This is a genomic window from Streptomyces sp. NPDC040589 (assembly GCF_055594445.1).
In genome coordinates, this window is sequence record NZ_JBVIWP010000005.1 from 23066 (window position 1) to 46981 (window position 23916).

The window sequence follows — 23916 nt, forward strand, 5'->3', positions numbered from 1 at the left end:
GCATGACGACTCGCTGGCTCACCCCCGAGGAGCAACGCGCCTGGCGCGCGTACATCGCATCCTCGCTGCTCCTGGAGGACGCGATCGACCGGCAGCTCCAGCAGGACGCCGGCATGCCGCACCTTTACTACTCCATCCTGTCCGTCCTGTCGGAGTCCCCCGAACAGCGTCTGCGCATGACCGATCTCGCCGAGCGGCTGAAGATCACACGCAGCCGCCTGACGTACGCGGTGACGCGGCTGGAGAAGGACGGCATGCTGCGACGCGAGGCCTGCCGGTACGACAAGCGGGGCAGTATCGCCGCACTGACCGACGCGGGGTTCGCCGTACTGGAGCGCGCGGCGCCCGGGCATGTCGAGACCGTGCGGAGTTTCGTGTTCGACCGGCTCAGCGAGGAGCAGGTGGCGCAGCTGGAGGAGATCTCCGCGGCGATCGCGCAGGGGCTCCAGGAGGACGGGGCACGTCCGACGTCGGACGACGTGCCATGGCGGCGGAGGTCCTCCACGGCCTGTTCATGAGGTCCTCCACGGCCCGTTCGTGAGGTCCTCCACGGCCCGTTCATGAGGCCCTCCGGCCCGTTCGTGAGGCGGCCGCAGTCCGCCCCGAGGCGCTTAAGTGAGGCACGTCACAAGAGACGGAACCTCGTTGCTTCAAATTTAAAGCAAGGGTAGTGTTCCGAACCGTGGATCTGCTTCAAATCTGAAGCAGACGGCTGTGCAGCCGAACAGGAACGGAACCCGGAGGCCCCGCATGCCCGACACCCCCGCCGCCCTCGCCACCCCGCGCTCCCGCGTCCGGGTACCGCTTCGCTTCCACGACGGCTACCAGGTCGACGCCGAACTCGTCACCTTCCACGGGCTGGCCGACAACCAGGAACACGTGGCCGTAGTCCTGGGCGAGCCGGGCCCGGTCCCGCTGGTGCGACTGCACTCCGAGTGCCTGACCGGGGACGTGTTCGGCTCGGCCCGCTGCGACTGCGGTCCGCAGCTGCGCGAGGCGGTCGAGCGCATAGCCGACCGCGGCGGCGTGCTCCTCTACCTCCGTCAGGAGGGCCGGGGCATCGGCCTCTACAACAAGCTCGACGCGTACGCCCTCCAGGACGAGGGCCTCGACACGTACGAGGCGAACGCGGCGCTCGGGCTGCCGGAGGACGCCCGCGACTACACGGCGGCGGCCCAGATGCTCCGGGCCCTGGGCATCGAGGAGCTGGACCTGCTCTCCAACAACCCCGACAAGGCGGACCAGTTGCGCACCCTGGGCGTCGACGTCCGCGACCGCGTCCCCACGGGCGTGTTCACCACCGCGCACAACGTCCGCTATCTGCGCGCCAAAGTCCTCCAGACCCAGCACACGCTGCCGCTGGCCGCGCTGACGGAGCTCAGCGCGGGCTGAACGGGGTCCGGCCGGGACGGCGCTGAACCGGGGCTGCTTGCCTCTCGGCTCATCGGGTACAGCCTTTGGAAGAGGGTGATCTCCGCAGTACCCGAAGCTTATGGAAAGTGACGTTTCGTGACCGATCTCGGCGGCCCCGGCGACCCCCGGGCGAGGGGACCGGGCGACGGCCCGGAGGCCGTCGCGTCACAGGTCGCCGATGCCGTGGACAGTCTGACGGCCCTGTGGTCGGTCGCCGCCCAGGAGGCGTCCCTGCGCCTGTCCCCGCACCAGCTGCGGGCGCTGCGCACCGTGGAGGCGGCAGCCGGCCTGAACGTCACGGCCCTGGCGGACGAGCTGGACATCGGCCTCCCCACGGCCAGCCGGCTCTGCGACCGGCTCGCGGCGGCCGGCCTGTTGGAACGGGCCCCGCACCCGGGCACCCGCCGCGAGGTACAGCTGTGGCTCACCCCGCACGGCCGGCACGTTCTGAAGGATGTCGCAAGCCGCCGGACCGAGGCCCTGGCCACGGCGTTGACGGCTATGGAACCGGCGGAACGGGTGGCGCTGAGCCGGGGGTTGCTGGGTTTTCTGGCGGCACGGGACGCGGTCGTGCCGCACCCTGACGGAACTGAGTGAGTCAGGCCCCTGAGCCGGGCCGACCGCCGGCAGCGGCACCGGCACCGGCACCGGCACCGGCACCCAGTACGGCCACACATGTGTCGTCCCGCACCGGCAGGGCCGCGCTCCCGGCGTCCCGCAGCACCGCCACGGCCACCACCGCCGGGTCGCAGGAGAGGAGCACGCCGTCGTCGGGCGGCGTCCAGCGGCCGGGCAGACCATCGCTGTGCAGGACGAGCAGGCTGCCCTCCTGCCACGGAACGCGCTGCACGGGCACGGTCGCCGGGGCTTGGGCGCCCACGATGCCGGGGTGGGACAGAAGCGGCTTCCAGGTGCCGTCGGTGCGCAGCCGGCCGCCGACGTTGCCGACCCCGGCGAAGCTCAACTGTCCGGAGGACAGGTCGAGTTGGGCCACGGCTACGGCCGCGCCCCGGGTGGGCCGCAGGGTCCTGCCCAGGTGCCGCAGGATCTCGGCGGGCGGCAGGTGGGCCACCCCGCGCAGTTCGGCCACGGCGGCGTCGGACGCCTCGGCGGCCTTGGGCCCGTGGCCGAGCCCGTCGGCGAGCAGGAGGGTCACGCGGTCGCCGTCGTACACCCGGCTCCACGCGTCGCCGGAGTGCTCGGCCCGGCCGAGGGGGACGTTGACGCCGCCCACGCGCGGGCCCGGCGGAGGCTGCGACCCCTTGGCGGCCCGCTCGTGCCCGATGCGGGCCACGGCCACGGTGCCCCGCCCGGGGGCGCTGTGCAGGTCGAAGTCGTTCGCTATGCGCCGGCACGTGCCGAGGCCGGCGCCCAGGGAGGACGCGGTGGTGTAGCCGTCGCGCATCGCCGCCGCGATGTCCGGGATGCCGGGGCCGTGGTCGAGCGAGACGAGCTGCACGGATGTCTCCGGGGCGCCGTCCCGGCCGCTCTCGACGAGGTTGATGACGACGCGCCCGCCGTCGGCGTGCCGCAGCAGGTTGGTCGCCAGCTCCGTCGCCACCAGCGCGGCGGTCGCGGTGCGGGGCGCGGGAAGCCCGGCGCGGGCGCTGGCCTCCTCGGCTGCCACCCGGACGTCCCGCACCCGGGTCGAGTCGTCCACCGGCACGTCCCACACCCTGCTCATCAGAGCCCCGGCCGGGACGGCGGTACGGCGGTGGCCCAGGCGGTGACGGTGACGGTGGTCCCCTCGCCAGGCCGGCTGTGCACCTCGAACTCGTGGACCAGCCGCTTGGCCCCGCTCATGCCGAGGCCGAGCCCGCCGCCGCTGGTGTAGCCGTCGGTCATCGCCTGGTCGAGGTCTCGGATGCCGGGCCCGGTGTCGACGAAGGCGAGCCGCAGCCCGCTCGACGACCCGAGGCCCAGCGGGGTGATCTCCACATGGCCGCCCCCGCCGTGGACGAGGGTGTTGCGGGCCAGTTCGCTGGCCGCCGTGACGAGCTTGGTCTGCTGCACCAGCCCGAACCCGAGCTCGGCGGCGGCCTGCCGTACCTGCTGCCGTACCCAGGCCAGATCGGCGTCCGAGCCGATCGGCAGGCTCGTCGGCGCGGCATGGCGAGAGGCCTGCATCAGGGACTCCCCTCACTGTGAGGCTCACCGTCGGCGAGCAGCTCCATCGCGCGTTCGACGTCCAGGGCCGTACGCAGCCCCGGCAGGGTGAGCCCCAGTTCGACCAGGGTGATCGCCACCGCCGGGCGCATCCCGGCCAGCACCGTACGGGCGGCCAGCAGTCCGGCTCCGGCGGCGATCTCGGCGAGGACCCGCCCCAGGAAAGAGTCGACCATGTCGACGCCCGAGATGTCGATGACCACCCCGGTCACCCGCGAGTGCGCGATCCGGCCCGTGATGTCCTGCTGGAGCTGCTCGGCCATCCCGTCGTGCAGCTCTCCCTGGAGGGTGACCAGCAGGGTGTCGCCCAGCTGGAGGACCGGCACCGTGAAGGCGTGTCCCCCCGCGGGTCCGGGCACCGCCGGCCCGAACCCGCTCATCGCACGCCCGTGTCTGCCGCCGGGCCGGCCGACCGGAGCGGCGCGATCTCGACGCCCTGCCGGCTGAGCGCGTAGGCCAGCGCGTCCTCCAGGCTCGCGCGCGTGAGCACCGTGCCGAGGTCGATGCCCAGGTGGACGATGGTCTGCGCGATCGCGGGCCGGATCCCGGAGACGATGCACTCGGCGCCCATCAGCCGGGCCGCCGCCACCGTCTTCATCAGATGCTGGGCGACCAGCGAGTCGACCGTGGGCACGCCGGTGATGTCGAGGATGGCGAACCGGGCGCGCTCGGCGACGATCGCGTCCAGCAGGCTCTCCATGACCACCTGGCTGCGCGCGCTGTCCAGCGTGCCGATCAGCGGCACGGCGACGGTGCTATCCCAGAGTTTGATCACCGGGGTGGCCGCTTCGAGCAGCTGCTCGCGCTGCCGTGCGATCAGTTCCTCGCCCGCGCTGACCATCGTCTCCATCACAACCATGCGCAGCGTGCCCATGAGCACGGTCAGGGCCAGCACGGCTTCCTGCGCCTCGGGGGCGTACGGGTCCGGGAACTCGGCGCGCAGCAGTTCGGTCACCGGTTCGCGCAGGGCGGCCACCTCGTCGGCGACCCCGTCCGGGTCGATCCCCGTCCGGGCGCGGGAGGCCGCCATCCGGCCCAACTGGTCGCGCACCGGCTCGAATCCGGGCGCCCGGATGTCCTCGATCCGCCCGGAAGCCGCCACCGCCGCCAGCGCGGCGGCCACGGACCTGCCCGCCTCCACGGCCTCGTCCCGTGACACGGTGAAGACCGTGCGGAACAGGGCGGCGTCCGCCCATCGTTGGGCTACCTGCTCGCGGCGCCGTTCGAAAAAGGCGCTCACCTGGTAATGGGACGGCTCCTGTTCCGCGTTCTGTTCCGACTCCGACACTTGCATCGCTCCCTTGCACGGGCCGGACCGAGGCCGCGCCAGGGCGCCTCAGCCATTACTTGCCGTATGACAAACATTAGTGCCGACGCGGGGCAACACCAAACAACTGCCCACCGTCGCCCCCCCGACCTGCGCCTTCCCCTTCCCTCATCGCCCACGCCAGTCCAGACACACCACCAGGGCGTCGTCGTCGGCGACGGGCCTGCCGCGATGGCCGTTCAGTTCGCGCAGGACGGCCCGGGGCACATCGGCGGCCGGGAGCAGCCGGGTCGACTGGATCGCCCGCGCCAGGGCGGCGTCGCCGTACGCCTCTCCGCCCGGGGAGGCGACGTCGTACACCCCGTCGCTGACGAAGACGAGCCGGTCGCCGGGCTCGGCCCGGAACTCCTGGGCCACGTAGTCGGTCTCCTCGAACATGCCGAGCGGCAACTGGGCGTCGAAGTCCACCCGTTCCACCGCACCCCGGCGCAGCCGCAGCAGTCGCGGGGACCCGGCGTCCACCGCCCGGACCCGCCCGGTGGCCAGGTCGAAGTCGAGCATGAGCACGGACAGGTAGCAGCGGCCCCGGTAGTGCGCGTACACCGCCTGGTCGGCCAGGGCGGCCTGGTCGGCGAGGGGGAGACCGGCCCGGCGCGCGTTGCGCAGGGCGTTGATCGCCAGGTTCGTCAGCAGGGAGGCCTCGATGCCCTCGCCCATGCCGTTGGTGACGTAGAGGCTGAGCCGGTCGGCCGTGGCGGACCAGTCGAAGTTGTCGCCGAAGATCGCGTACGCCGGTTCCAGCTGCGCGCCGAGCTCGTACTCGGGGCGGGAGCAGGAACGGCCCGGCAGCAGTTGCCACTGCATCTCGGCGGCGAGGGTGAGGCGGTCCCGGCGGCGTGCCTGGAGGTACAGGTCGGTGTCCCTCTCGGCCACGACGACCTCGTGCCCCAGCACCTGGGCGATCTCGGCCAGTTCGCCGAGGCAGCCGTCGGCGTGCTCGCCGCCCGGCAGGACGACGGTCAGCACACCGAGCCGGTCGCCGCGCACGGTGACGGGCAGATGCGCACGCACCTTGTCCGCCGGGTCACCCGGAAGGGCCTCCACACAGGGCTCCTGCGCCCCGAAGGCCCGGCCCGCCGGGCTGTTGTGCACGGACACCGGCTGGAGGGTGTGCGGCAGCACGGACACCGGCTGAAGCACCGTCAGTCCGTAGTCGGCCAGGAAAAGCTCGACGGAGTCCGCCGCGTACTGATCGGTCAGTACACGACGGACCGCGTCCAGCAGCTGATGGGGTGCCGCCGTGCGCAGGGCGCGCTCGGCGGCCACGAATCTGTTCACGATCGTCGTCACGAGGGTCGACACACCAATCCTTGGTCTGAGATACACGGGGGTGGGCGGCTGTGACCCTGCCCGGGTCACCCCTGGCTCCCCGCGCGCCTAGTACGCTGACGGCCATCCCGGTGCCTGCGAGAGTGTGACTGTGACTTCCCTCCGACCCCGCCCTGAGCCAGCAGAGGTCGCACGTGTGACCTCCACGGCCGCGGAGTTGCTGGAAGTCCTCTGGGGCCGGGCCTCGACGGCACCCGCCTCCGCCTCCCAGTTGCGCGTGCTGCTCATCCTCGAACACCACGAGGGCATCAACCTGCGCACGCTCGCCGACTCCCTGGCCTCCACGCCGCCCTCGACGAGCCGGCTGTGCGACCGGCTGCAGGCGACCGGGTTCGTCGAGCGCGTGGTGAGTCCGGTGGACCGGCGCGAGGTACGCCTGCGCCTCAGCAGCCGGGGCCGTACGTTCCTCGCCGATCTGCGCGTACGGCGGGAGCAGGCGCTGCGCACGGTGCTCGACCAGATGCCCGCGGCCAAGCGGGTCGCGCTGCTGCAGGGTCTCGAGGCGTTCTGCGACGTGGCGGCGGCCCGGATACACGATGCCTCCGACAGCGCCGACGACTCCCGCTCGCCCGACACCCGGTCTGCCTGAACTCCTCCCCGCCACGCCGCCCCACCCTCCTGTCCCGTGCCGTCGCAGACTTCTGCGAGTACCCCGACACCGCCCCGACCTGCGCCGACTGTGGGCTACATCTCGATGGGGCATATGCGGGGCATGAGCCGGGCGACTGCGGGTAGCGGCGCTGGAGGTGGCCTGTCGGGGGATGGGAGCGGGCCGGGACTAACGAGGGAGGGCCCGTGACGGCGACCACACGCATCGGCACGACGACGGATTCCGGCATCGAGACCAGCGAGGTGCTGCCCCGGATCGCCGAGCCGCAGAAGCTCGCCCCGCAGGACGCGCGCGGGCTGACCGGACAGTTCCTGGAGCGGCTCGCCGTACTGGAGGAGGGCACTCCCGAGTACCAGTACGCGCGCAACACGCTCATCGAGATGAACATGTCGCTGGTGCGGTTCGCGGCCCGCCGGTTCCGCGGCAGCGGCCAGGCGATGGAGGACGTCGTCCAGGTCGGCATCATCGGGCTGATCAAGGCGATCGACCGCTTCGAGGTCTCCCGCGAGGTGCAGTTCACCAGCTTCGCGGTGCCCTACATCGTCGGCGAGATCAAGCGGTTCTTCCGCGACACGTCCTGGGCCGTGCACGTGCCGCGCCGGCTGCAGGAGGCCCGTACGGAACTCGCCAAGGCCACCGAGGAACTGGCCTCCCGCCTCGGCCGCGCGCCCCGGGTCGCCGAACTCGCGGCCCTGATGAACATCACCGAGGAGCAGGTCGTCGAGGCCCAGGTCGCGGCGAACGGCTACCTTTCCTCGTCCCTCGACGCGACGGTCGGCGGCGACGCGGACGAAAGCGACGCGACGCTCTCGGAGTTCATCGGCGAGGAGGATCCGGCCCTCGAACTGGTCGAGGACTTCCACGCCCTCGCTCCCCTGCTCGCCGAACTCGACGAACGCCAGCGCCTCATCCTCCACCTGCGCTTCGTCGAAGAACTCACCCAGGCCGACATCGGCGCCCGCCTCGGCATCTCCCAGATGCACGTCTCCCGCCTCATCTCCCGGACGGTGGCACGACTGCGGGCGGGGATGCTGACGACGGGCTGAGCCGCCCGGAGAACGACTCGAGCCCCAGTTCAGAGACTCTCTGAACTGGGGCTCTTCGGTAGGCCCTGTGGGACTCGAACCCACAACCAATGGATTAAAAGTCCACTGCTCTGCCAATTGAGCTAAGGGCCCGGGTGATGTTGCCCCCACGAGCATAGCCGGACGACGGCGAGTCTCCGATCGGGTATCGGATCGTGCCGGTCACCCACCACCGTACGGGACCGAAAGCAGAGCGCCGTGGTCCGCCCGTCGGGGCGGGGGCCACGGCGCTCCACACGGCTATGCGTCAGCCGTTGCGCTTCCAGCGCGGCTTGTCCTCGCGGCGGCCGAAGGAGCCGCCACCGCGGTGGTCGTCACGACGGCCGTTCGGGCGGTCGTGCCCGCCGGCGCGGTAGCCCGGACGGTCGTCCCGGCGGTCCCGGTTGAAGGGACGGTCGCTGCCCCGGTGCCCACCGCGCTCGTCGCGGCGGAAGCCGCCACGGTCGCCACCGCGGTCACGGTCGCGGTCGCGGTTGAAGCCGCCGCCACGCTCGTCACGCCGCTCGAACGGCCGGCCGCCACGGTCGCCACCGCGGTCACGGTCGAAGGAACGCCCGCCGCGGTCGTCACGCCGGAAGCCCCCGCGCTCGCCCCGGTCGGCACGGTCGTCCCGACGGAAGCCACGGTCGCGGTCGAAGGAACGGCCACCACGGTCGCCGCCACGGTCGCCACCGCGGTCACGGTCGCGGTCGCGGTTGAAGCCGCCGCCACGCTCGTCACGCCGCTCGAAGGAACGCCCGCCACGGTCGCCACCGCGGTCACGGTCGAAGGAACGCCCGCCGCGGTCGCCACCGCGGTCACGGTCGAAGGACCGCTCCCGGTCGGCGTACCGGTCACGGCCGTAGCCGCCGCCACGCTCCTCGCGCCGCTCCCGGCGCTCGTACGACGGGGCGGACGCAGAAGGCGCCGACGACTCGGCACGCTCCTCGCGCGCGACGTCCTGCGCGGTCGGCTGCTCCGGAACCGACACCTCGACACCGGCCGGAGCGTCCCCGGTCGTGGCGGACTCGACGGCCGCCGCGGGCTCCTCGCCGCGCTCGCGCGCGACCCGCGCGAGCAGCCGGTCGGACTCCTCACGCAGCTCGTTCGCACGCCGCTGCGCCCGCTCCAGCTCCTTGGTGAGCTGCGCGACCTCACGCTCGGCCTGCTGCGCGGAGTTGCCCACGGACTCGGCCTGGACCTCGGTCATCGACCGGGCGCCGGTGATCTCGGCGACCTCCGGATCGAAGGCCGCGCCGCCCTGGATGATGTGGCGCCCGGCGTCGACGCCAGCGTCCTCCATCAGCCGGAAGATCTGACGCCGCTGGTGCGGGAGCGAGAGGGAGACGACCGTGCCCGTGCGCCCGGCACGCGCCGTACGGCCGGCCCGGTGCAGGTAGTCCTTGTGGTCCCCGGCCGGGTCCACGTTCAGCACCAGGTCGATGCCGTCGACGTGGATGCCGCGGGCGGCGACGTCGGTCGCGACGAGCGCGTTGACGTAGCCCTTCTTGAAGTCCTCCAGCACGCGGGTGCGCGCGCCCTGCGTCATTCCGCCGTGCAGCGCGTCGGCCTTCACGCCGGAGTCGCAGAGCTGCTCGGCGATACGGTCGGCGCCCAGCTGGGTGCGGACGAAGATGATCGTGCGGCCCTTACGGGAGGCGACCGCGGCGGTGACCGGCGCCTTGTCCTTGGGCTTCACGATGAGGATGTGGTGCGACATCGTCGTGACGTTGCCCTGGGCGCTGTCGACCTCGTGTGTGACCGGGTCGCTCAGGTAGCGCTTGACCAGCGTGGAGATCTCGTTCTCCATCGTGGCCGAGAACAGCATGCGCTGACCGCCCGCCGGGACCTGGTCGAGCAGCTCGGTGACCTCGGGCAGGAAGCCCAGGTCCGACATCTGGTCGGCCTCGTCGAGGACGGCGATCTGCACGTTCTCCAGGGAGCAGGCACCGCGGTTGATGATGTCGCGCAGCCGGCCGGGGGTGGCGACGAGGACGTCGACGCCGCGCTCCAGGGCGTAGATCTGGTTGCCCATCGACGTACCGCCGCAGACGACCTTCATCTTCAGGCCGAGGACGTCGCCGTAGGGCTGGAGCGCGTCGGCGACCTGCATGGCGAGCTCACGCGTCGGCGTGAGGATGACGGCCCGCGGCTTGTGCTTCTCGGTGCGGCCGCCGGCGAGCGTCGCCAGGGTCGGCAGACCGAAGGAGAGGGTCTTGCCGGAGCCGGTGCGGCCACGGCCGAGGATGTCCTTGCCGGCCAGGGCGTCCGGAATGGTCGCGGCCTGGATGGGGAAGGGGGTGGTCACGCCGTTCTGTGCGAGCTTGCGCACGACGCCCTCGGGCAGACCGAGGTCGGCGAAGGTCACTTCGGGGGTGGTGTCGGCTGCCTCGTTCTCGGGCACGACGACGTGATCAGTACTGGCGATGGACATGCGAATGCGAAACCTTCCGGAGTCTCCGTCGGCACGCGCCCGTCAACTCCGTGATTCGCGATTCGCAATACGACCGCCTCAATGCGGTCCACCACGGCAAGGGAGAGTACGCGCCACACGGCGCGCTCTGTAGTGGCGCCGGGCAAGAATGGGTTCAAACGATCTGCCACCATACGCACTCCGGGCCCCGTAAGGCAAACCGGACTCCGTAGGAGACAGCAGGGACGCTCTCTGAAGGCCAGTGGCCCGGAGAACCTCCCGTCGGCTGTCAACCGACCACCCCCAGAGTATGTTCCCGCCGCGACGAGGCTCACAGCGGGGGGCTACGCCGGTGCACCCGCCTCCGGAGCCGGCTCCCGCTGCGCCAGTTGCGGCCCCGGCGGCTCGTGCGCCGACGACGACGGCTCGGGCGTCGGCTCCGGCGATGTCGTCGGCTCGGGCGGTGTCGGCGTGGGCTCCGGTTCGGCCGTCCGGGTGGGAGTGGGCGGCGCCGGCGGCTTCGGCGTCGGCTTGGCCGGCTTCCCCGGCTTGCCGCCTCCCGGCGCGGGCGCGCTCACCGCGGCGGACGGGGACGCCTCGGGAGACGCCGACTCCCCGGGCCTGCCGCGCTCGCCCTTCTTGCCCTTCTTCCCCTTGCCGCGCCCGTGCTTGCCGTCGGCCGCCGCCGGACCGACGCCGGCGCCGCCGCCCGACACCGCCGGCCCGCCGTCGGGCCCCTCCCCCGCGCGCTGCCCCGCGGAGTGCGACGGCTTGGCGCTCCCGCCCGCGCCGTCGTCGCCGACGCTCATGCAGCCGGCGGCGGCGGCGACGGCCACGACCGTGGCGGCCAGGCGGACGGGTACGTACAAGGGGCGCACGGGGCCACCTCCGGGAAGGGTGATGGAGTCAACACCTCCAACTCCCGCCGCCCGCAAGAGGACACGCGCCCCGCGTTCACATCACGCTCAGCCGTAGCCCAGGGCGTGAAGGCGCTCGTCGTCGATGCCGAAGTGGTGCGCGATCTCGTGCACCACGGTGACCTCCGTCTCCGCGACGACGTCCTCCCTCGACTCGCACATCCGCAGGGTCGGGTTCCGGTAGATCGTGATCCGGTCGGGCAGCACACCGGCGTACCACTCCCCCCGGTCGGTCAGCGGAGTCCCCTCGTAGAGCCCGAGCAGCTCGGGATCGTCCGCCGGCGGTTCGTCCTCGACGAACACCGCGACGTTGTCCATCAGTCGCGTCAGCTCCGGCGGGATCCGGTCGAGCGCCTCGGCGACCAGTTCCTCGAACTCCTCGCGCGTCATCTCCAGCACAGGCCCATTGTCGGCCACGACCCGGCCGTACGAGAGCCATCCGGCGTCGCATATCCGCCCCGGGACTTGGGCATACGGGATCAATGGCCCGCGTCCCCGCCGCAGTCCGGAGTGTCCTGAACCCGATCCGCAAGCCCCCGCGCGCTCTGGCCCGCCGCTATCGCTCCCGCCAGGCGCCCACCACGATCGAGCTCGTACGGCAGCCGCACCCGTGGGCCCGAGCGGTCGGACTCGTCGCCGTCGTCCTCCTCGGCGCCTGGCTGGGGCTGCTGGTCGTGGGCAATGTCCGGGTCCCGGTCGGCCCGATGAACACCACCATGACCCTGCGCCCCTCCTTCACCGGCGGCACCAAGATCAACGTCTCGCCGCTGGGCGCCCTGGCGCTGGACAGCCACAACGCCCCCGTACGTCTGGACGTGAACGTCGACCAGCTCGACCCGGATCGCTCCCAGGCCCTGGTCGACCACCCCGAACGCCTTTCCGGCCTCCAGGACGAGGTCACCGAGGACGTCGGCCGCGGCACCCTCGACCTGGCCGTCCGCTCCAGCGTCGCCGTCGTGGCCGGCGCCACCGCCCTCGGCCTCGCGGTCTACCGCCGCCCCCGCCGCGCCCTCGCCGCCGGCGGCCTCGCCCTCACCCTCCTCGCCGCCTCGGGCGGCACGGCCTACGCCACCTGGCGCCCCGACTCCGTCCTGGAGCCCAAGTTCTCCGGCCTGCTCACCTCGGCCCCCTCCCTGGTCGGCAACGCGCGCAGCATCGTCACCGAATTCGACGTCTACCAGAAGGAATTGGCCCGCCTGGTCACCAACGTGACCAAGCTCTACGACGCCACCTCGACGCTCCCGGCCTACGCGCCCGACCCCTCCACCATCCGGGTCCTGCACGTCTCCGACATCCACCTCAACCCGGCGAGCTGGAAGATCATCGCCTCGCTCGTGGAGCAGTACAAGGTGGACGTGATCGTCGACTCGGGCGACACCATGGACCACGGAACGGCAGCCGAGAACGGCTTCCTGGACCCCATCGAGGACCTCGGTGCCCCCTACGTCTGGGTCCGCGGCAACCACGACTCGATGCTCACCCAGCAGTACCTGGAGGACCTGAGGAACGTCCACGTCCTGGACGACGGCCGGGCGAAGACGATCAAGGGTCTGCGTTTCGCGGGCGTCGGCGATCCGCAGTACACGCCGGACCGCTCGAAGCAGATCGGCGCCGCCCAGTCCCAGGAACTGGCGGGTGCCCGGCTGGCCACGGCCCTGCGCGATCAGCGCACGGCCGGCACCCCGGTGGACGTCGCCGTCGCCCACGAACCGGCGGCGGTGCGCGAGGTCGACGGCGAGGTCCCCCTGGCGCTGGCCGGCCATCTCCACCACGACGAGACGGAGGTCATGAAGTACGGCACCCGACTGCGCATCGAGGGCTCCACCGGCGGCAGCGGCCTGCGCGCCATCGAGGGCAGGCACCCGGACCCCATCGAGGCGTCGATCCTGTACTTCGACCGGGACTCCCGCCACCTCCAGGCCTGGGACGAGATCGAGCTGGGCGGCCTCGGCCTCACGACGGCCGAGGTCAGCCGCCACCTGCCGGAGGAGAACCAGCCCGGCGCGAACCCGTCACCGAGCCCCCCGAGCACCCCCACGGAGGGCACCCCCTCCGCCTCCCCCTAAACCGTTTTGGCGATAGGTCCCGCCATCCCATATGCTTCTCACGTCCCCGACGCGCTGAGAAGCGCGCAGGCGGGCCGATAGCCCTCATCGTCTAGCGGCCTAGGACGCCGCCCTTTCAAGGCGGTAGCACGGGTTCGAATCCCGTTGGGGGCACGCACCACCCTGTGCGACACTGTCGTACGACACGCTTGGTCCTGTGGAGCAGTTTGGAGTGCTCGCCACCCTGTCAAGGTGGAGGCCGCGGGTTCAAATCCCGTCAGGACCGCTGAGGTTTCACGTGAAACCTCGTGGCTGGGTAGCTCAGTTGGTACGAGCGTCCGCCTGAAAAGCGGAAGGTCGCCGGTTCGACCCCGGCCCCAGCCACCGCCGCCCGTTCAGGGCATGAGCCCCTCTCCGGCATGATCGGAGAGGGGCTCAGTCATGTCATGGTTCACGTCGATGCCACGTCCTGCCGAGGGCCGAGCCATGTGGTCAGGGCAGTCAGCAGCGCGTCGTGGTCGTGGTCGTCCGCGGCCCAGGCGATGTAACCGTCCGGGCGGACCAGCAGCAGCGCCGGGGCCTTCGAGCCGGCGGCCGGAGTGACGGTGATCGTCCGGTCCTCCCAGCCCGTCACCTCGGGGAACCGGCTGACGAGCACGAACCGGCAGGCGCGCAGCGCCTCGTACAGCCGCGTCGCGGAGCCCGTGCCCATGCTGGTGCCCTGGGCGAGTTCCAGGTCGGGAGCGCGCCGGCCGGTGCGGGGGTGGGCGCCGGAAGGTGCCGGGTAGGAGATGGCGAGCCCCGTCGCCTTGGCCGCCAGACGGTCGGCCACCGGTGGAAGAGCGGCGGCGGCGCGCGAGAGCAGGTTCATGGCGGTGCTCAGCACGGGCGAATGGATCAGCGCCAGCCGCATCATCCTGCCGCTGTCCCGGATCACTTCCCGCCCGATCGGGTGCCGCTCGGCCTGATACCCGTCGAGCAGCCCCTCAGGCGCCCACCCGCGTACCACCGCCGCCAGCCGCCAGGCGAGATTGGCGGCGTCCTGCAGACCGGTGTTCATGCCCTGGCCGCCCGCCGGAGAGTGCACATGCGCGGCATCCCCCGCGAGCAGCACCCGCCCGAGCCGGTACCGCGGCACCTGGCGCTCGTCGGTCTGGAAGCGGGACAGCCAGCGCGGGTCGTGCATGCCGAAGTCGGTCCCGAGGGCCTTGCGGGTGATCGTCCGCACATCCTCCAGATCGAGAGGGGCCTCGACCGGCAGGGCCTTTTCGCGGTCCCAGGCGACCACCCGGTGCCAGCCGTCGCCGAGCGGGGAGACGAAGGCGATCCCCTCCCGGACCGCGTTCGCCACCGGCATGGCCTGCGGCACGGCCAGCCGGACATCGGCGAGCATCACCGAGCGCAGGGCGGCCCGGCCGGGGAACGGAAACCCCAGCGCCCGGCGCACGACGCTGTTCATGCCGTCCGCGCCGACCAGGTAACCGGCACGCCGTGTCTGGTGTGTGCCGTCGGCCCGGAGCACGGTCACGGTCGCACCGTCGGCGTCCTGCTCGACGCCGGTGACATCCGCGCCGGCCACCATCTCGGCACCGAGCGCCTCGGCACGTTTCGCCAGCACCGCCTCGGTCGCGTACTGAGGGGTCAGCAGCATGTACGGGTATCTGCTCGGCAGCCGCCTCAGATCCAGCTGCGCGTCCCCGATCATCTGGAGCTTGCCGATCTGGACGCCGCCGGCGACGAGTTCGTCGGCGATGCCCCGGGCGTCCAGCAGTTCGAGCGTCCGGGCATGGACCGCGAAGGCGCGGGTCAGCTGCGACCTCTCGGTGCGGCGCTCGAGCACGGTGACGGAGACGCCCGCCGCGGCGAGGTCTCCGGCGAGCATCAGACCGGTGGGACCGGCACCCACGATCAGGACTTCGGTGGCTTCGGGCATGGGACGGGAGGCCCTCCAATCGTGAGCGGCTGCCGTACGACCTCACCGCCATGCAATCGCCGCCCGAACGAGAAACGGTCAAACCTCACTCCGTGCCTCGGGGAGCAGGCGCGGGCCGCGGGACAAAACCGTTCGCCACGGATTTCCCGGGGATGAGATCCTGGATCCCGTATGTCTACGCACTCCGCCCCCGCCCTCGGCGCCCTCGCCCCCCGCCTGACCGAGCTGTCCCTGCGCGACGCGCACCGGCTCGGCCGCAGGCTCGAAGGTGCGCGCAAGATCCGTAAGCCGGAGGCCCAGGCCGCCGTGCTCGCCGAGATCGAGGCGGAGGTCGCCAAGGCCGAGGAGCGGATGGCCGGGCGGCGCGCCCGCGTGCCCGAGGTCACGTACCCCGAGCAGTTGCCGGTCAGCCAGAAGAAGGACACGATCGCCGACGCCATCCGCGACCACCAGGTCGTGATCGTCGCCGGCGAGACCGGTTCCGGGAAGACCACGCAGATCCCGAAGATCTGCATGGAGCTCGGGCGGGGCGTCCGCGGAATGATCGGGCACACCCAGCCCCGTCGTATCGCCGCCCGCACCGTCGCCGAGCGTGTGGCGGAGGAGCTGGACACCCCGCTCGGCGAGGCCGTCGGCTGGAAGGTCCGTTTCACCGATCAGGTCGACCCGGAGGCCACCTTCGTCAAGCTGATGACGGACGGCATCCTGCTCGCCGAGATCCAGACCGACCGCGAGCTGCGCGCCTACGACACGATCATCATCGACGAGGCCCACGAGCGGTCCCTCAACATCGACTTCCTGCTGGGCTACCTCGCCCAGCTGCTGCCGAAGCGGCCCGACCTCAAGGTCGTCATCACCTCGGCCACCATCGACCCCGAGCGCTTCTCCCGGCACTTCGGCGACGCCCCGATCATCGAGGTCAGCGGCCGTACGTACCCCGTGGAGGTGCGCTACCGGCCGCTCCTCGAAGAGGACTCCGACGACGCCGACCGCGACCAGATCACCGCGATCACCGACGCCGTTGAGGAACTCCAGAAGGAGGGCAAGGGCGACATCCTCGTCTTCCTCTCCGGCGAGCGGGAGATCCGGGACACGGCCGACGCGCTCACGAAGAAGCAGTACAGATTCACCGAGATCCTGCCTCTCTACGCCCGGCTGTCGCACGCGGAGCAACACCGTGTCTTCCAGCCGCACACCGGACGCAGGATCGTTCTGGCGACCAACGTCGCCGAGACCTCCCTCACCGTCCCGGGCATCAAGTACGTCATCGACCCGGGCTTCGCGCGGATCTCCCGCTACAGCCACCGCACCAAGGTCCAGCGCCTCCCGATCGAGCCGGTCTCCCAGGCCAGCGCCAACCAGCGCAAGGGCCGCTGCGGCCGTACGTCCGACGGCATCTGCATCCGCCTCTACGGCGAGGACGACTTCAACGCCCGCCCGGAGTTCACGGACGCGGAGATCCTCCGTACGAACCTCGCCTCCGTCATCCTGCAGATGACCGCGGCCGGCCTCGGCGACATCGAGAAGTTCCCCTTCATCGACCCGCCGGACCACCGCAACATCCGCGACGGCGTGCAGCTCCTCCAGGAACTGGGCGCCTTCGACCCGGCCCAGAAGGACATCCGCAAGCGGCTCACGCAGACCGGCCGCAAGCTCGCCCAGCTGCCGGTCGACCCGCGGCTGGCCCGCATGGTGCTGGAGGCCGACCGGAACGGCTGTGTCCGCGAGGTCATGGTCATAGCCGCCGCGCTGTCCATCCAGGATCCGCGCGAGCGGCCCGCCGACAAACAGGCGCAGGCCGACCAGCAGCACGCCCGCTTCAAGGACGAGACCAGCGACTTCCTGGCCTATCTCAACCTCTGGCGCCACATCCGCGAGCAGCAGAAGGAGCGGGGCTCGTCCTCCTTCCGCCGGATGTGCAAGCAGGAGTACCTCAACTTCCTTCGCATCCGCGAATGGCAGGACATCTACTCGCAGTTGCGCACGGTCGCGAAGCAGATGGGCATCCACCTCAACGAGGACGACGCCCCGGCCGACCGCATCCACGTCTCCCTCCTCGCCGGCCTGCTCTCCCACATCGGCATGAAGGACGTGAAGGAGGCCGGGGGCGAGGGCGGGAGAAGCACAGGGAAGAACGAATACCTGGGCGCCCGCAACGCCAAGTTCGCGGTCTTCCCCGGCTCGGCCCTCTTCAAGAAGCCCCCACGCTTCGTGATGTCCGCCGAACTCGTCGAGACGTCCCGCCTCTGGGCCCGCGTCAACGCGAAGATCGAGCCCGAGTGGGTCGAACCCCTCGCCGCCCACCTCCTCAAGCGCACCTACAGCGAACCGCACTGGGAGAAGGACCAGGCCGCGGTGATGGCGTACGAGAAGGTCACGCTGTACGGCGTACCGATCGTGGCGCAGCGGAAGGTCAACTACGGCCGGATCGACCCGGAGGTCAGCCGCGAGCTGTTCATCCGGAACGCGCTCGTCGAGGGCGACTGGCGCACGCACCACAAGTTCTTCTCGGACAACCGCCGGCTCCTCACCGAGGTGGAGGAGCTGGAGCACCGCGCCCGGCGCCGGGACATCCTCGTCGACGACGAGACGCTGTTCGACTTCTACGACCAGAAGATCCCCGAACACGTCGTCTCCGGCGCCCACTTCGACTCCTGGTGGAAGCACAAGCGCCACGAGCAGCCCGACTTCCTCGACTTCGAGCGCGAGATGCTCATCAACGAGAAGGCGAGCGAGGTCACCAAGGCCGACTACCCGGACTCCTGGCGCCAGGGAGACCTCAAGTTCCGTGTGACCTACCAGTTCGAGCCGGGCGCGGACGCCGACGGTGTGACCGTCCACATCCCGCTCCAGGTCCTCAACCAGGTCACGGACGAGGGCTTCGACTGGCAGATCCCGGGCCTGCGGGAAGAGGTCGTCATGGAGCTCATCCGGTCCCTGCCCAAGCCGATCCGCCGCCACTACGTCCCCGCGCCGAACTACGCGAAGGCGTTCCTGGACAGCGCGGTCCCCCTCCAGGAGCCCCTCACGACGACGATGGCCCGCGAACTGCGGCGCATGGTCGGCGTCCCCTTCGAGGCGGACGACTTCGACTGGTCCAAGGTCCCCGAGCACCTCAAGGTCACGTTCCGGATCGTCGACGAGCGGCGTCGCAAACTCGCGGAGGACAAGGACCTGGAGGCGCTGAAGCTGCAGTTGCGGCCGAAGGCCCGCAAGGCCCTCTCCCAGGCGGCTGCCGCCACCGCGGAGCGCCGGGGCGGCGAGTCCCTGGAGCGCAAGGGCCTCACCGACTGGACCATCGGCACGCTCACCCGCGTCTTCGAGACCCGGCGGGCCGGCCAGCCGGTGAAGGCGTATCCGGCGCTGGTCGACGACGGTGACACGGTCTCGGTACGCCTCTTCGACACGGAGGCCGAGCAGGTGCGGGCCATGTGGAAGGGCACGCGCCGCCTGATCCTCCGCAACATCCCGGTGAACCCGGCGAAGTTCGCCTCCGAGAAGCTGACGAACGCGCAGAAGCTGGCGCTGTCCGCGAACCCGCACGGCTCCATCCAGGGCCTGTTCGACGACTGCGCGATGGCGGCCGCCGACAAGCTGATCGCGGACTTCGGCGGGCCGGCGTGGGACGAGGAGTCGTACCGGAAGCTGTACGACAAGGTCCGCGCGGAGATCGTCGACACCACGGTCCGTACGGTGGGCCAGGTGCAGCAGGTCCTGGCCGCCTGGCAGGCCTGTGAGCGCCGCCTGAAGGGCGTACGCAGCCCCGCGCTGCTGCCGAACCTCCAGGACGTACGCAAGCAACTGGACGCCCTCGTGAAGCCGGGCTTCGTGACGGAGGCGGGGCTGCGGCGCCAGCCGGACCTGATGCGCTATCTGGTGGCGGTGGACCGGCGTCTGCAGCAGATGCCGGCGAACGTCCAACGGGACACGACGCGGATGCAGAAGGTCCACGAGATGCAGGACGAGTACGCCTGGCTGCTGGAGCAGATGCCGCAGGGCCGGCCGGTCCCGTCGTCGGTCCTGGACATCCGCTGGATGATCGAGGAGCTCCGGGTCAGCTACTTCGCCCATGCGCTGGGCACGGCGTACCCCGTCTCCGACAAGCGGATCGTCAAGGCGATCGACGCGGCTGTCCCGTAATCGCCCGTGCGCGTTGGGTGAGTTCGCGCGGGGCCCCACCCCTCCTGTACAGTCTCTTCTCGCAGCGCAACGCACGAATGGCGCCGCGAAACCTGGTCCTGTGGAGCAGTTTGGAGTGCTCGCCACCCTGTCAAGGTGGAGGCCGCGGGTTCAAATCCCGTCAGGACCGCAGTGAAGCGAGAAGGGCCCGCATCCCGCAAGGGACGCGGGCCCTTTCTCATGCCTGCAGCGAGAGAGCCCGGATCCTCGGATCCGGGCTCTTTTGCGCGCCTTGACCTCCGCAGGAACCTCCAGGGCTCCCCCACGCCGTCTTGACGGCCCCTCGTTCGCTCGGTACCCAGAAACCAGGGCCGTTCCCCGTGCGGCCCTCTGGAGGTGGCGTATGGCGGCATCGGCTAGGCACGAGACGCGGGCCCTGCTTCGCGCGCACCTGTCAGCCGCGTCGTCGTACCGGCACCTCACGCGCCACTGCCCGATCTGCCACCGACTGCTGCGGCTGGCGATGGAGTCCGCTCCGGGCCGGCCTCAACACCCGCCCGAGCGTGGGGTGCTGGAGCCGAAGGCTCCCCTACCGCACCGGCGTCAGGGCTAACAAGCCGATTGGTATGTGACGGGTGTCACTGCATGAGTTTTGGAAAGTACGGTACTTACACCCCACCTACAACAGGTCAATTTAATATGTGCAATTGCACTCCACCCCGGGGCGCTGCGCACAGGAGATCCGACACCCCTCCTCAGACTCCGACAAGGCCGCTCACAGCAGGCCCGGAAGACCGACGGTCGGCGCACAAAAAAGATCGCGCTGGACCCGGCGGAGTCCAACGCGATCTACGACGCACCCTGTTACATGCCCGCGAAGCTCTGACTGGCTTGGGCGTGGGGCCTGTTGGGGCAGGACCCGCGTCGCTTGGAGCTAGGGTTCCGGACGCCGCGGCCAGTGGGGGACCAGCCGGTTTGTCCGGTATTCAATTGTTCAGGCCTCGCTGCGCTGCTGCGGAATGCCCGCGAGCAGAGCGCGGACCTCAGCCTCGCGGTAGCGCCGATGCCCGCCGAGCGTGCGGATCGACGTGAGCTTGCCGGCCTTCGCCCACCGCGTGACCGTCTTCGGGTCCACACGGAACATGGTGGCGACCTCAGCCGGGGTCAGCAGCGGCTCGGCATCAGGGGTGCGAGCGGTCATGAGCGGCCTCCTCGGGAGAACCGAACCTTCTCGGTTCTTTCCTCTAAATTCTGCACCTTGACCCGCGTTGCCCGAAATGGCGGACGCGAGTCGAGTCGGTTATAGGACGAACGGCTTGTCCTCGGCACTACAACTACACCATCCGTCCAGCCTCGTCGGCCAAACCGATGGAATTGCCCCTCCAGGTGTTCATCAGCGACGGAAGCCGATGGACCATGCCATAGCGGACAGTCACGCCGCTGTGACGATCAGTCACAGCGGCGATCAGGAGTCACGAGACCCCCCAAAGCGTGTAATGCTGAGATTCCGCCCATAGTGCAGCACTACGGGACGGAAGGAGCCCCCCGGACTCCTTGTCCTATTTTGGCATGAGGAGGGGCAAGGGGCGCAAGAGCCACGTACGTGTAGTCCGTCACGCTTGGCCTGCTTGAGAGGTACGCCCGGATCGGGTCCTACGTCCCTTGCTGACGAAGCCTCAGGAAACGCACAGTCCGCTTCAGGAACTCGGTGCGAGGACAAAACCTCAAATCGGGCGGTTCGTCAAACGTCAGTTCGTGACCGACCGCGAGCCGTCCGTAGGGATCTCAAGGTCAGAGGTCAGTTGGCCGACCGCAGATCCCGCACGGAACGCCACCGCTCCACCAGCCGCCCGTACGCCGCGCCCGCGGCCGTCCCGTCGCCCCGGCGCAGCGCGGCGATCCCCTCCGCCACGTCCGCCGCCGAGTGGTCGTCCTCCAGCGCCCCGGCCGGCACGGCGTGCACCAGACCGCCGTAGTCCAGCTCCACGAGCGAGCGCGGGTGGAACTCCTCCAGCCAGCGTCCGACGTCCACCAGGCCGTCGATCAGCGGCCCCTCGTCCATGGCCTCCTTCAGAGCCCGCAGGCCCCGGGCCACGCGCCGCCGGGCCTGGACCATCGGCGTGCGGTAGCGCAGCACCGGCGGGCTGTCGACCGAGGCCCCCTTGTCGTACTCACGCTCCTCGTCGGAGACCAGCACGAACCAGTTGATCGGCACCTGCCAGGTCGCCGTACGGATCCACGGCCGGGCGTCCGGGTTGATCGCCAGCCAGCGCTCGTAGTCCTGGGCGGCCTGGTTCCGCAGGAGGGGCGGCAGGACCACGTCCAGGACGGGCTGCGGGAGCTCCTCGGAGAGCTCGTCCAGGGCCTGCCAGCCGCGCAGCCGGGTGCGCCAGGGGCAGACGCAGACGACGCCGTCGACATCGAGCACGAAGGCGTCCTCGCTCTCGTGCACCGGCACCGGGACCGGCGGGGTGGGCGCCAAGTCGGCCAGGGCCCGACGGAGTTCGTCCTGGTACGAGGGTCGGTCCGTACGACGCGCGTAGCGGGCCCAGTGGCTGCGCTCCGGCTCGGCGAAGGCGGCCAGCGGTTCGTACACGCGCAGGTAGGTCGCGTAGGGGACGATCACCGAGGACACCTTGGGCACGCCTGCTCCCTCCCCCGCGCTCCGTCGCGAAAACCTGCCGAACCCACTCACGAACGCACGGGAAGACTATGCAAATCGTCGCACGGGCGTACTCCGCATGGAGGGGATCCTGTGCTCGGTGCCGCCGACGGGCGCACCAGGCCCTAATCTCATGCTCAACAGCTTCCGCCACCCACACGGGAGCCCAGCCCCACCCGCCGCAACTTACTCAGGAGTCACCACAGTGACCGACGTAGCCGGCGCGCCTGCTGATGTACTGCACACCCTGTTCCACTCGGACCAGGGGGGTCATGAGCAAGTCGTGCTCTGCCAGGACCGCGCGAGCGGCCTCAAGGCCGTCATCGCCCTCCACTCCACCGCTCTGGGCCCCGCGCTCGGCGGTACGCGCTTCTACCCGTACGCGACCGAGGCGGAGGCCGTCGCCGACGCGCTGAACCTCGCGCGCGGGATGTCGTACAAGAACGCCATGGCCGGTCTCGACCACGGCGGCGGCAAGGCCGTGATCATCGGCGACCCGGAGCGGATCAAGAGCGAGGAGCTGCTCCTCGCCTACGGCCGCTTCGTGGCCTCCCTCGGCGGCCGCTACGTCACCGCCTGCGACGTCGGTACGTATGTCGCCGACATGGACGTCGTGGCCCGCGAGTGCCGCTGGACCACCGGCCGGTCCCCCGAGAACGGCGGCGCCGGGGATTCCTCCGTCCTCACCGCCTACGGCGTCTACCAGGGCATGCGCGCCTCCGCCCAGCACCTGTGGGGCGACCCGACGCTGCGCGCGAAGCGGGTCGGCATCGCCGGCGTCGGCAAGGTCGGCCACCACCTGGTGGAGCACCTGGTGAAGGAGGGCGCCGAGGTCTTCGTCACGGACGTGCGCGAGGACGCCGTGCGGCGGATCACCGAGCGGCACCGGGACGTGATCGCCGTCAGGGACACCGACGAGCTGATCCGGGTCGACGGGCTGGGCATCTACGCCCCCTGCGCGCTGGGCGGCGCCCTGAACGACGACACCGTGCCCGTGCTCACCGCCGAGGTGGTCTGCGGCGCCGCCAACAACCAGCTCGCCCACCCGGGTGTGGAGAAGGACCTCGCCGACCGCGGGATCCTCTACGCGCCGGACTACGTGGTGAACGCCGGCGGTGTCATCCAGGTGGCCGACGAGCTGCACGGCTTCGACTTCGAGCGGTGCAGGGCGCAGGCGGCGAAGATCTACGACACGACGCTGGCCATATTCGCACGTGCGAAGGAGGACGGTATTCCGCCGGCCGCCGCGGCCGACCGGATCGCCGAGCAGCGGATGCACGACGCGGCCATGGCGCGCCGGGCGCGCTGACCCGGAGCGGATACGGGACTGACCCGGAGGGGTCTCGTACGTTTGGCCGGTACCCGTCGGTGGGCAGTTAGAGAGAACTCTCACTTCTACCGGCGGGTCGACCGCCGATAAGTGGTTAAAATCGCGGTTGACCAGCGAGGACGGGGCGCCTCGAGGGTTCTGGGCGCGGGCACGTCATGCGGGCGACGTACCGTATGGGCGCGGGCTCAGGTACCGTGGAAGCCCTACGGACACGGTCTCTCTGCGGAGAGTCCGTGCCGGACCATGAACGCGTGTCAAGACTCTGGGGCCGTCGAGCCCCGTCGTTGAGGGGGTCGAGCCATGGGGCGCGGCCGGGCCAAGGCCAAGCAGACGAAGGTCGCCCGCCAGCTGAAGTACAACAGCGGTGGGACTGACCTCTCACGCCTGGCCGAGGAGCTGGGTGCATCGCCTTCACATCCGCAGCCGCCTAACGGCGAGCCGGTGGTCGAGGACGATGATCAGGATGAGGACCTGTACGCACGGTACGCCGACCTCTATGAGGACGACGACGAGGACGAGGACGACCAGTCCTCACAACACCGTCGCGGCGCTTGACCCTGCACTGAGCACTCACCCGGTCGGTGACTC

Annotated in this window: 21 protein-coding genes and 5 tRNA genes; 14 read left to right on the forward strand and 12 right to left on the reverse strand. The window is 70.6% G+C overall.

The window, feature by feature from the left end; genetic code table 11:
• The first annotated feature begins 2 nt into the window (after positions 1–2).
• The 3 genes from ACZ58V_RS22735 to ACZ58V_RS22745 all read left to right on the forward strand — a co-directional run bounded on the left by ACZ58V_RS22735 (position 3) and on the right by ACZ58V_RS22745 (position 2010).
• The gene (locus tag ACZ58V_RS22735) at positions 3–518 is read left to right on the forward strand and encodes a MarR family winged helix-turn-helix transcriptional regulator (protein WP_471291823.1); all 516 of its coding nucleotides are present in this window, start codon (positions 3–5) and stop codon (positions 516–518) included.
• Between the two features lie 232 nt (positions 519–750).
• The gene (locus ACZ58V_RS22740) at positions 751–1392 is read left to right on the forward strand and encodes a GTP cyclohydrolase II (protein ID WP_468196672.1); all 642 of its coding nucleotides are present in this window, start codon (positions 751–753) and stop codon (positions 1390–1392) included.
• Positions 1393–1509: 117 nt separating this feature from the next.
• Positions 1510–2010, forward strand: a complete 501-nt coding sequence (locus ACZ58V_RS22745; RefSeq protein ID WP_471291827.1) for a MarR family winged helix-turn-helix transcriptional regulator — start codon at positions 1510–1512, stop codon at positions 2008–2010.
• 1 nt (position 2011) lies between these two features.
• Here ACZ58V_RS22745 and ACZ58V_RS22750 read toward each other — a convergent pair whose 3' ends face one another.
• The 5 genes from ACZ58V_RS22750 to ACZ58V_RS22770 all read right to left on the reverse strand — a co-directional run bounded on the left by ACZ58V_RS22750 (position 2012) and on the right by ACZ58V_RS22770 (position 6184).
• Complete coding sequence (locus ACZ58V_RS22750; protein ID WP_471291830.1) at positions 2012–3097, reverse strand: SpoIIE family protein phosphatase; 1086 nt, start codon at positions 3095–3097, stop codon at positions 2012–2014.
• Positions 3097–3540: an anti-sigma regulatory factor gene (locus tag ACZ58V_RS22755; protein WP_468196681.1), complete on the reverse strand. Its 444-nt coding sequence runs from the start codon at positions 3538–3540 to the stop codon at positions 3097–3099. The genes ACZ58V_RS22750 and ACZ58V_RS22755 overlap by 1 nt, the downstream gene beginning before the upstream one ends.
• A complete protein-coding gene (locus ACZ58V_RS22760) occupies positions 3540–3959 on the reverse strand; it encodes an STAS domain-containing protein (RefSeq protein WP_468196683.1) in 420 nt (139 codons plus the stop codon). Before ACZ58V_RS22760 ends, ACZ58V_RS22755 begins: the two co-directional genes overlap by 1 nt.
• Complete coding sequence (locus tag ACZ58V_RS22765; protein ID WP_468196685.1) at positions 3956–4873, reverse strand: STAS domain-containing protein; 918 nt, start codon at positions 4871–4873, stop codon at positions 3956–3958. The genes ACZ58V_RS22760 and ACZ58V_RS22765 overlap by 4 nt, the downstream gene beginning before the upstream one ends.
• Before the next feature lie 141 nt (positions 4874–5014).
• On the reverse strand, positions 5015–6184 hold the full coding sequence (locus ACZ58V_RS22770; RefSeq protein WP_468197058.1) for a PP2C family protein-serine/threonine phosphatase: 1170 nt from the start codon (positions 6182–6184) through the stop codon (positions 5015–5017).
• A 136-nt stretch (positions 6185–6320) separates the two neighbouring features.
• Between ACZ58V_RS22770 and ACZ58V_RS22775 the strand changes: the two genes are divergently transcribed.
• On the forward strand, positions 6321–6824 hold the full coding sequence (locus ACZ58V_RS22775; protein ID WP_468196687.1) for a MarR family transcriptional regulator: 504 nt from the start codon (positions 6321–6323) through the stop codon (positions 6822–6824).
• 206 nt (positions 6825–7030) lie between these two features.
• On the forward strand, positions 7031–7891 hold the full coding sequence (locus ACZ58V_RS22780) for an RNA polymerase sigma factor SigF (protein ID WP_468196689.1): 861 nt from the start codon (positions 7031–7033) through the stop codon (positions 7889–7891).
• 59 nt (positions 7892–7950) lie between these two features.
• Here ACZ58V_RS22780 and ACZ58V_RS22785 read toward each other — a convergent pair.
• The 4 genes from ACZ58V_RS22785 to ACZ58V_RS22800 form a co-directional block, all read right to left on the reverse strand.
• A tRNA-Lys gene (locus ACZ58V_RS22785) sits at positions 7951–8023 on the reverse strand.
• Between the two features lie 154 nt (positions 8024–8177).
• Positions 8178–10343, reverse strand: coding sequence for a DEAD/DEAH box helicase (locus tag ACZ58V_RS22790; protein WP_471291834.1), 2166 nt, complete (start codon positions 10341–10343; stop codon positions 8178–8180).
• A gap of 323 nt (positions 10344–10666) precedes the next feature.
• Positions 10667–11200 (reverse strand): hypothetical protein, encoded by a 534-nt coding sequence (locus tag ACZ58V_RS22795; RefSeq protein WP_471291837.1) that lies wholly within the window; start codon positions 11198–11200, stop codon positions 10667–10669.
• Between the two features lie 87 nt (positions 11201–11287).
• Positions 11288–11638 carry a metallopeptidase family protein gene (locus tag ACZ58V_RS22800; RefSeq protein ID WP_184593542.1) on the reverse strand — a complete coding sequence of 117 codons (351 nt, stop codon included), beginning with the start codon at positions 11636–11638 and terminating at the stop codon, positions 11288–11290.
• Positions 11639–11721: 83 nt separating this feature from the next.
• On the opposite strand from ACZ58V_RS22800, the gene ACZ58V_RS22805 reads away from it, so the two are divergent.
• The 4 genes from ACZ58V_RS22805 to ACZ58V_RS22820 all read left to right on the forward strand — a co-directional run bounded on the left by ACZ58V_RS22805 (position 11722) and on the right by ACZ58V_RS22820 (position 13668).
• Positions 11722–13305: a metallophosphoesterase family protein gene (locus tag ACZ58V_RS22805; protein WP_471291840.1), complete on the forward strand. Its 1584-nt coding sequence runs from the start codon at positions 11722–11724 to the stop codon at positions 13303–13305.
• An 80-nt stretch (positions 13306–13385) separates the two neighbouring features.
• Positions 13386–13458 (forward strand) — tRNA-Glu (locus ACZ58V_RS22810).
• A 37-nt stretch (positions 13459–13495) separates the two neighbouring features.
• Positions 13496–13570, forward strand: a tRNA-Asp gene (locus ACZ58V_RS22815).
• Between the two features lie 24 nt (positions 13571–13594).
• Positions 13595–13668: transfer RNA gene (locus ACZ58V_RS22820), tRNA-Phe, on the forward strand.
• A 67-nt stretch (positions 13669–13735) separates the two neighbouring features.
• Here ACZ58V_RS22820 and ACZ58V_RS22825 read toward each other — a convergent pair.
• Positions 13736–15217 carry an FAD-dependent monooxygenase gene (locus tag ACZ58V_RS22825; RefSeq protein ID WP_471291843.1) on the reverse strand — a complete coding sequence of 494 codons (1482 nt, stop codon included), beginning with the start codon at positions 15215–15217 and terminating at the stop codon, positions 13736–13738.
• A 171-nt stretch (positions 15218–15388) separates the two neighbouring features.
• Here ACZ58V_RS22825 and hrpA point away from each other — a divergent pair, with 171 nt between their 5' ends.
• The 3 genes from hrpA to ACZ58V_RS22840 all read left to right on the forward strand — a co-directional run bounded on the left by hrpA (position 15389) and on the right by ACZ58V_RS22840 (position 19949).
• Complete coding sequence (hrpA, locus tag ACZ58V_RS22830; RefSeq protein WP_471291846.1) at positions 15389–19357, forward strand: ATP-dependent RNA helicase HrpA; 3969 nt, start codon at positions 15389–15391, stop codon at positions 19355–19357.
• Between the two features lie 94 nt (positions 19358–19451).
• Positions 19452–19526 (forward strand) — tRNA-Asp (locus ACZ58V_RS22835).
• 213 nt (positions 19527–19739) lie between these two features.
• Complete coding sequence (locus ACZ58V_RS22840) at positions 19740–19949, forward strand: DUF6274 family protein (RefSeq protein WP_468196703.1); 210 nt, start codon at positions 19740–19742, stop codon at positions 19947–19949.
• A gap of 381 nt (positions 19950–20330) precedes the next feature.
• Here ACZ58V_RS22840 and bldC read toward each other — a convergent pair whose 3' ends face one another.
• Positions 20331–20537, reverse strand: coding sequence for a developmental transcriptional regulator BldC (gene bldC, locus ACZ58V_RS22845; RefSeq protein ID WP_003949541.1), 207 nt, complete (start codon positions 20535–20537; stop codon positions 20331–20333).
• Between the two features lie 597 nt (positions 20538–21134).
• A complete protein-coding gene (locus ACZ58V_RS22850) occupies positions 21135–21980 on the reverse strand; it encodes a DUF8083 family protein (protein ID WP_471291848.1) in 846 nt (281 codons plus the stop codon).
• Between the two features lie 223 nt (positions 21981–22203).
• On the opposite strand from ACZ58V_RS22850, the gene ACZ58V_RS22855 reads away from it, so the two are divergent.
• Positions 22204–23307, forward strand: a complete 1104-nt coding sequence (locus tag ACZ58V_RS22855; protein WP_471291851.1) for a Leu/Phe/Val dehydrogenase — start codon at positions 22204–22206, stop codon at positions 23305–23307.
• Positions 23308–23628: 321 nt separating this feature from the next.
• Positions 23629–23883: a DUF3073 domain-containing protein gene (locus tag ACZ58V_RS22860; RefSeq protein ID WP_184593562.1), complete on the forward strand. Its 255-nt coding sequence runs from the start codon at positions 23629–23631 to the stop codon at positions 23881–23883.
• The last annotated feature ends 33 nt before the right edge of the window (positions 23884–23916 follow it).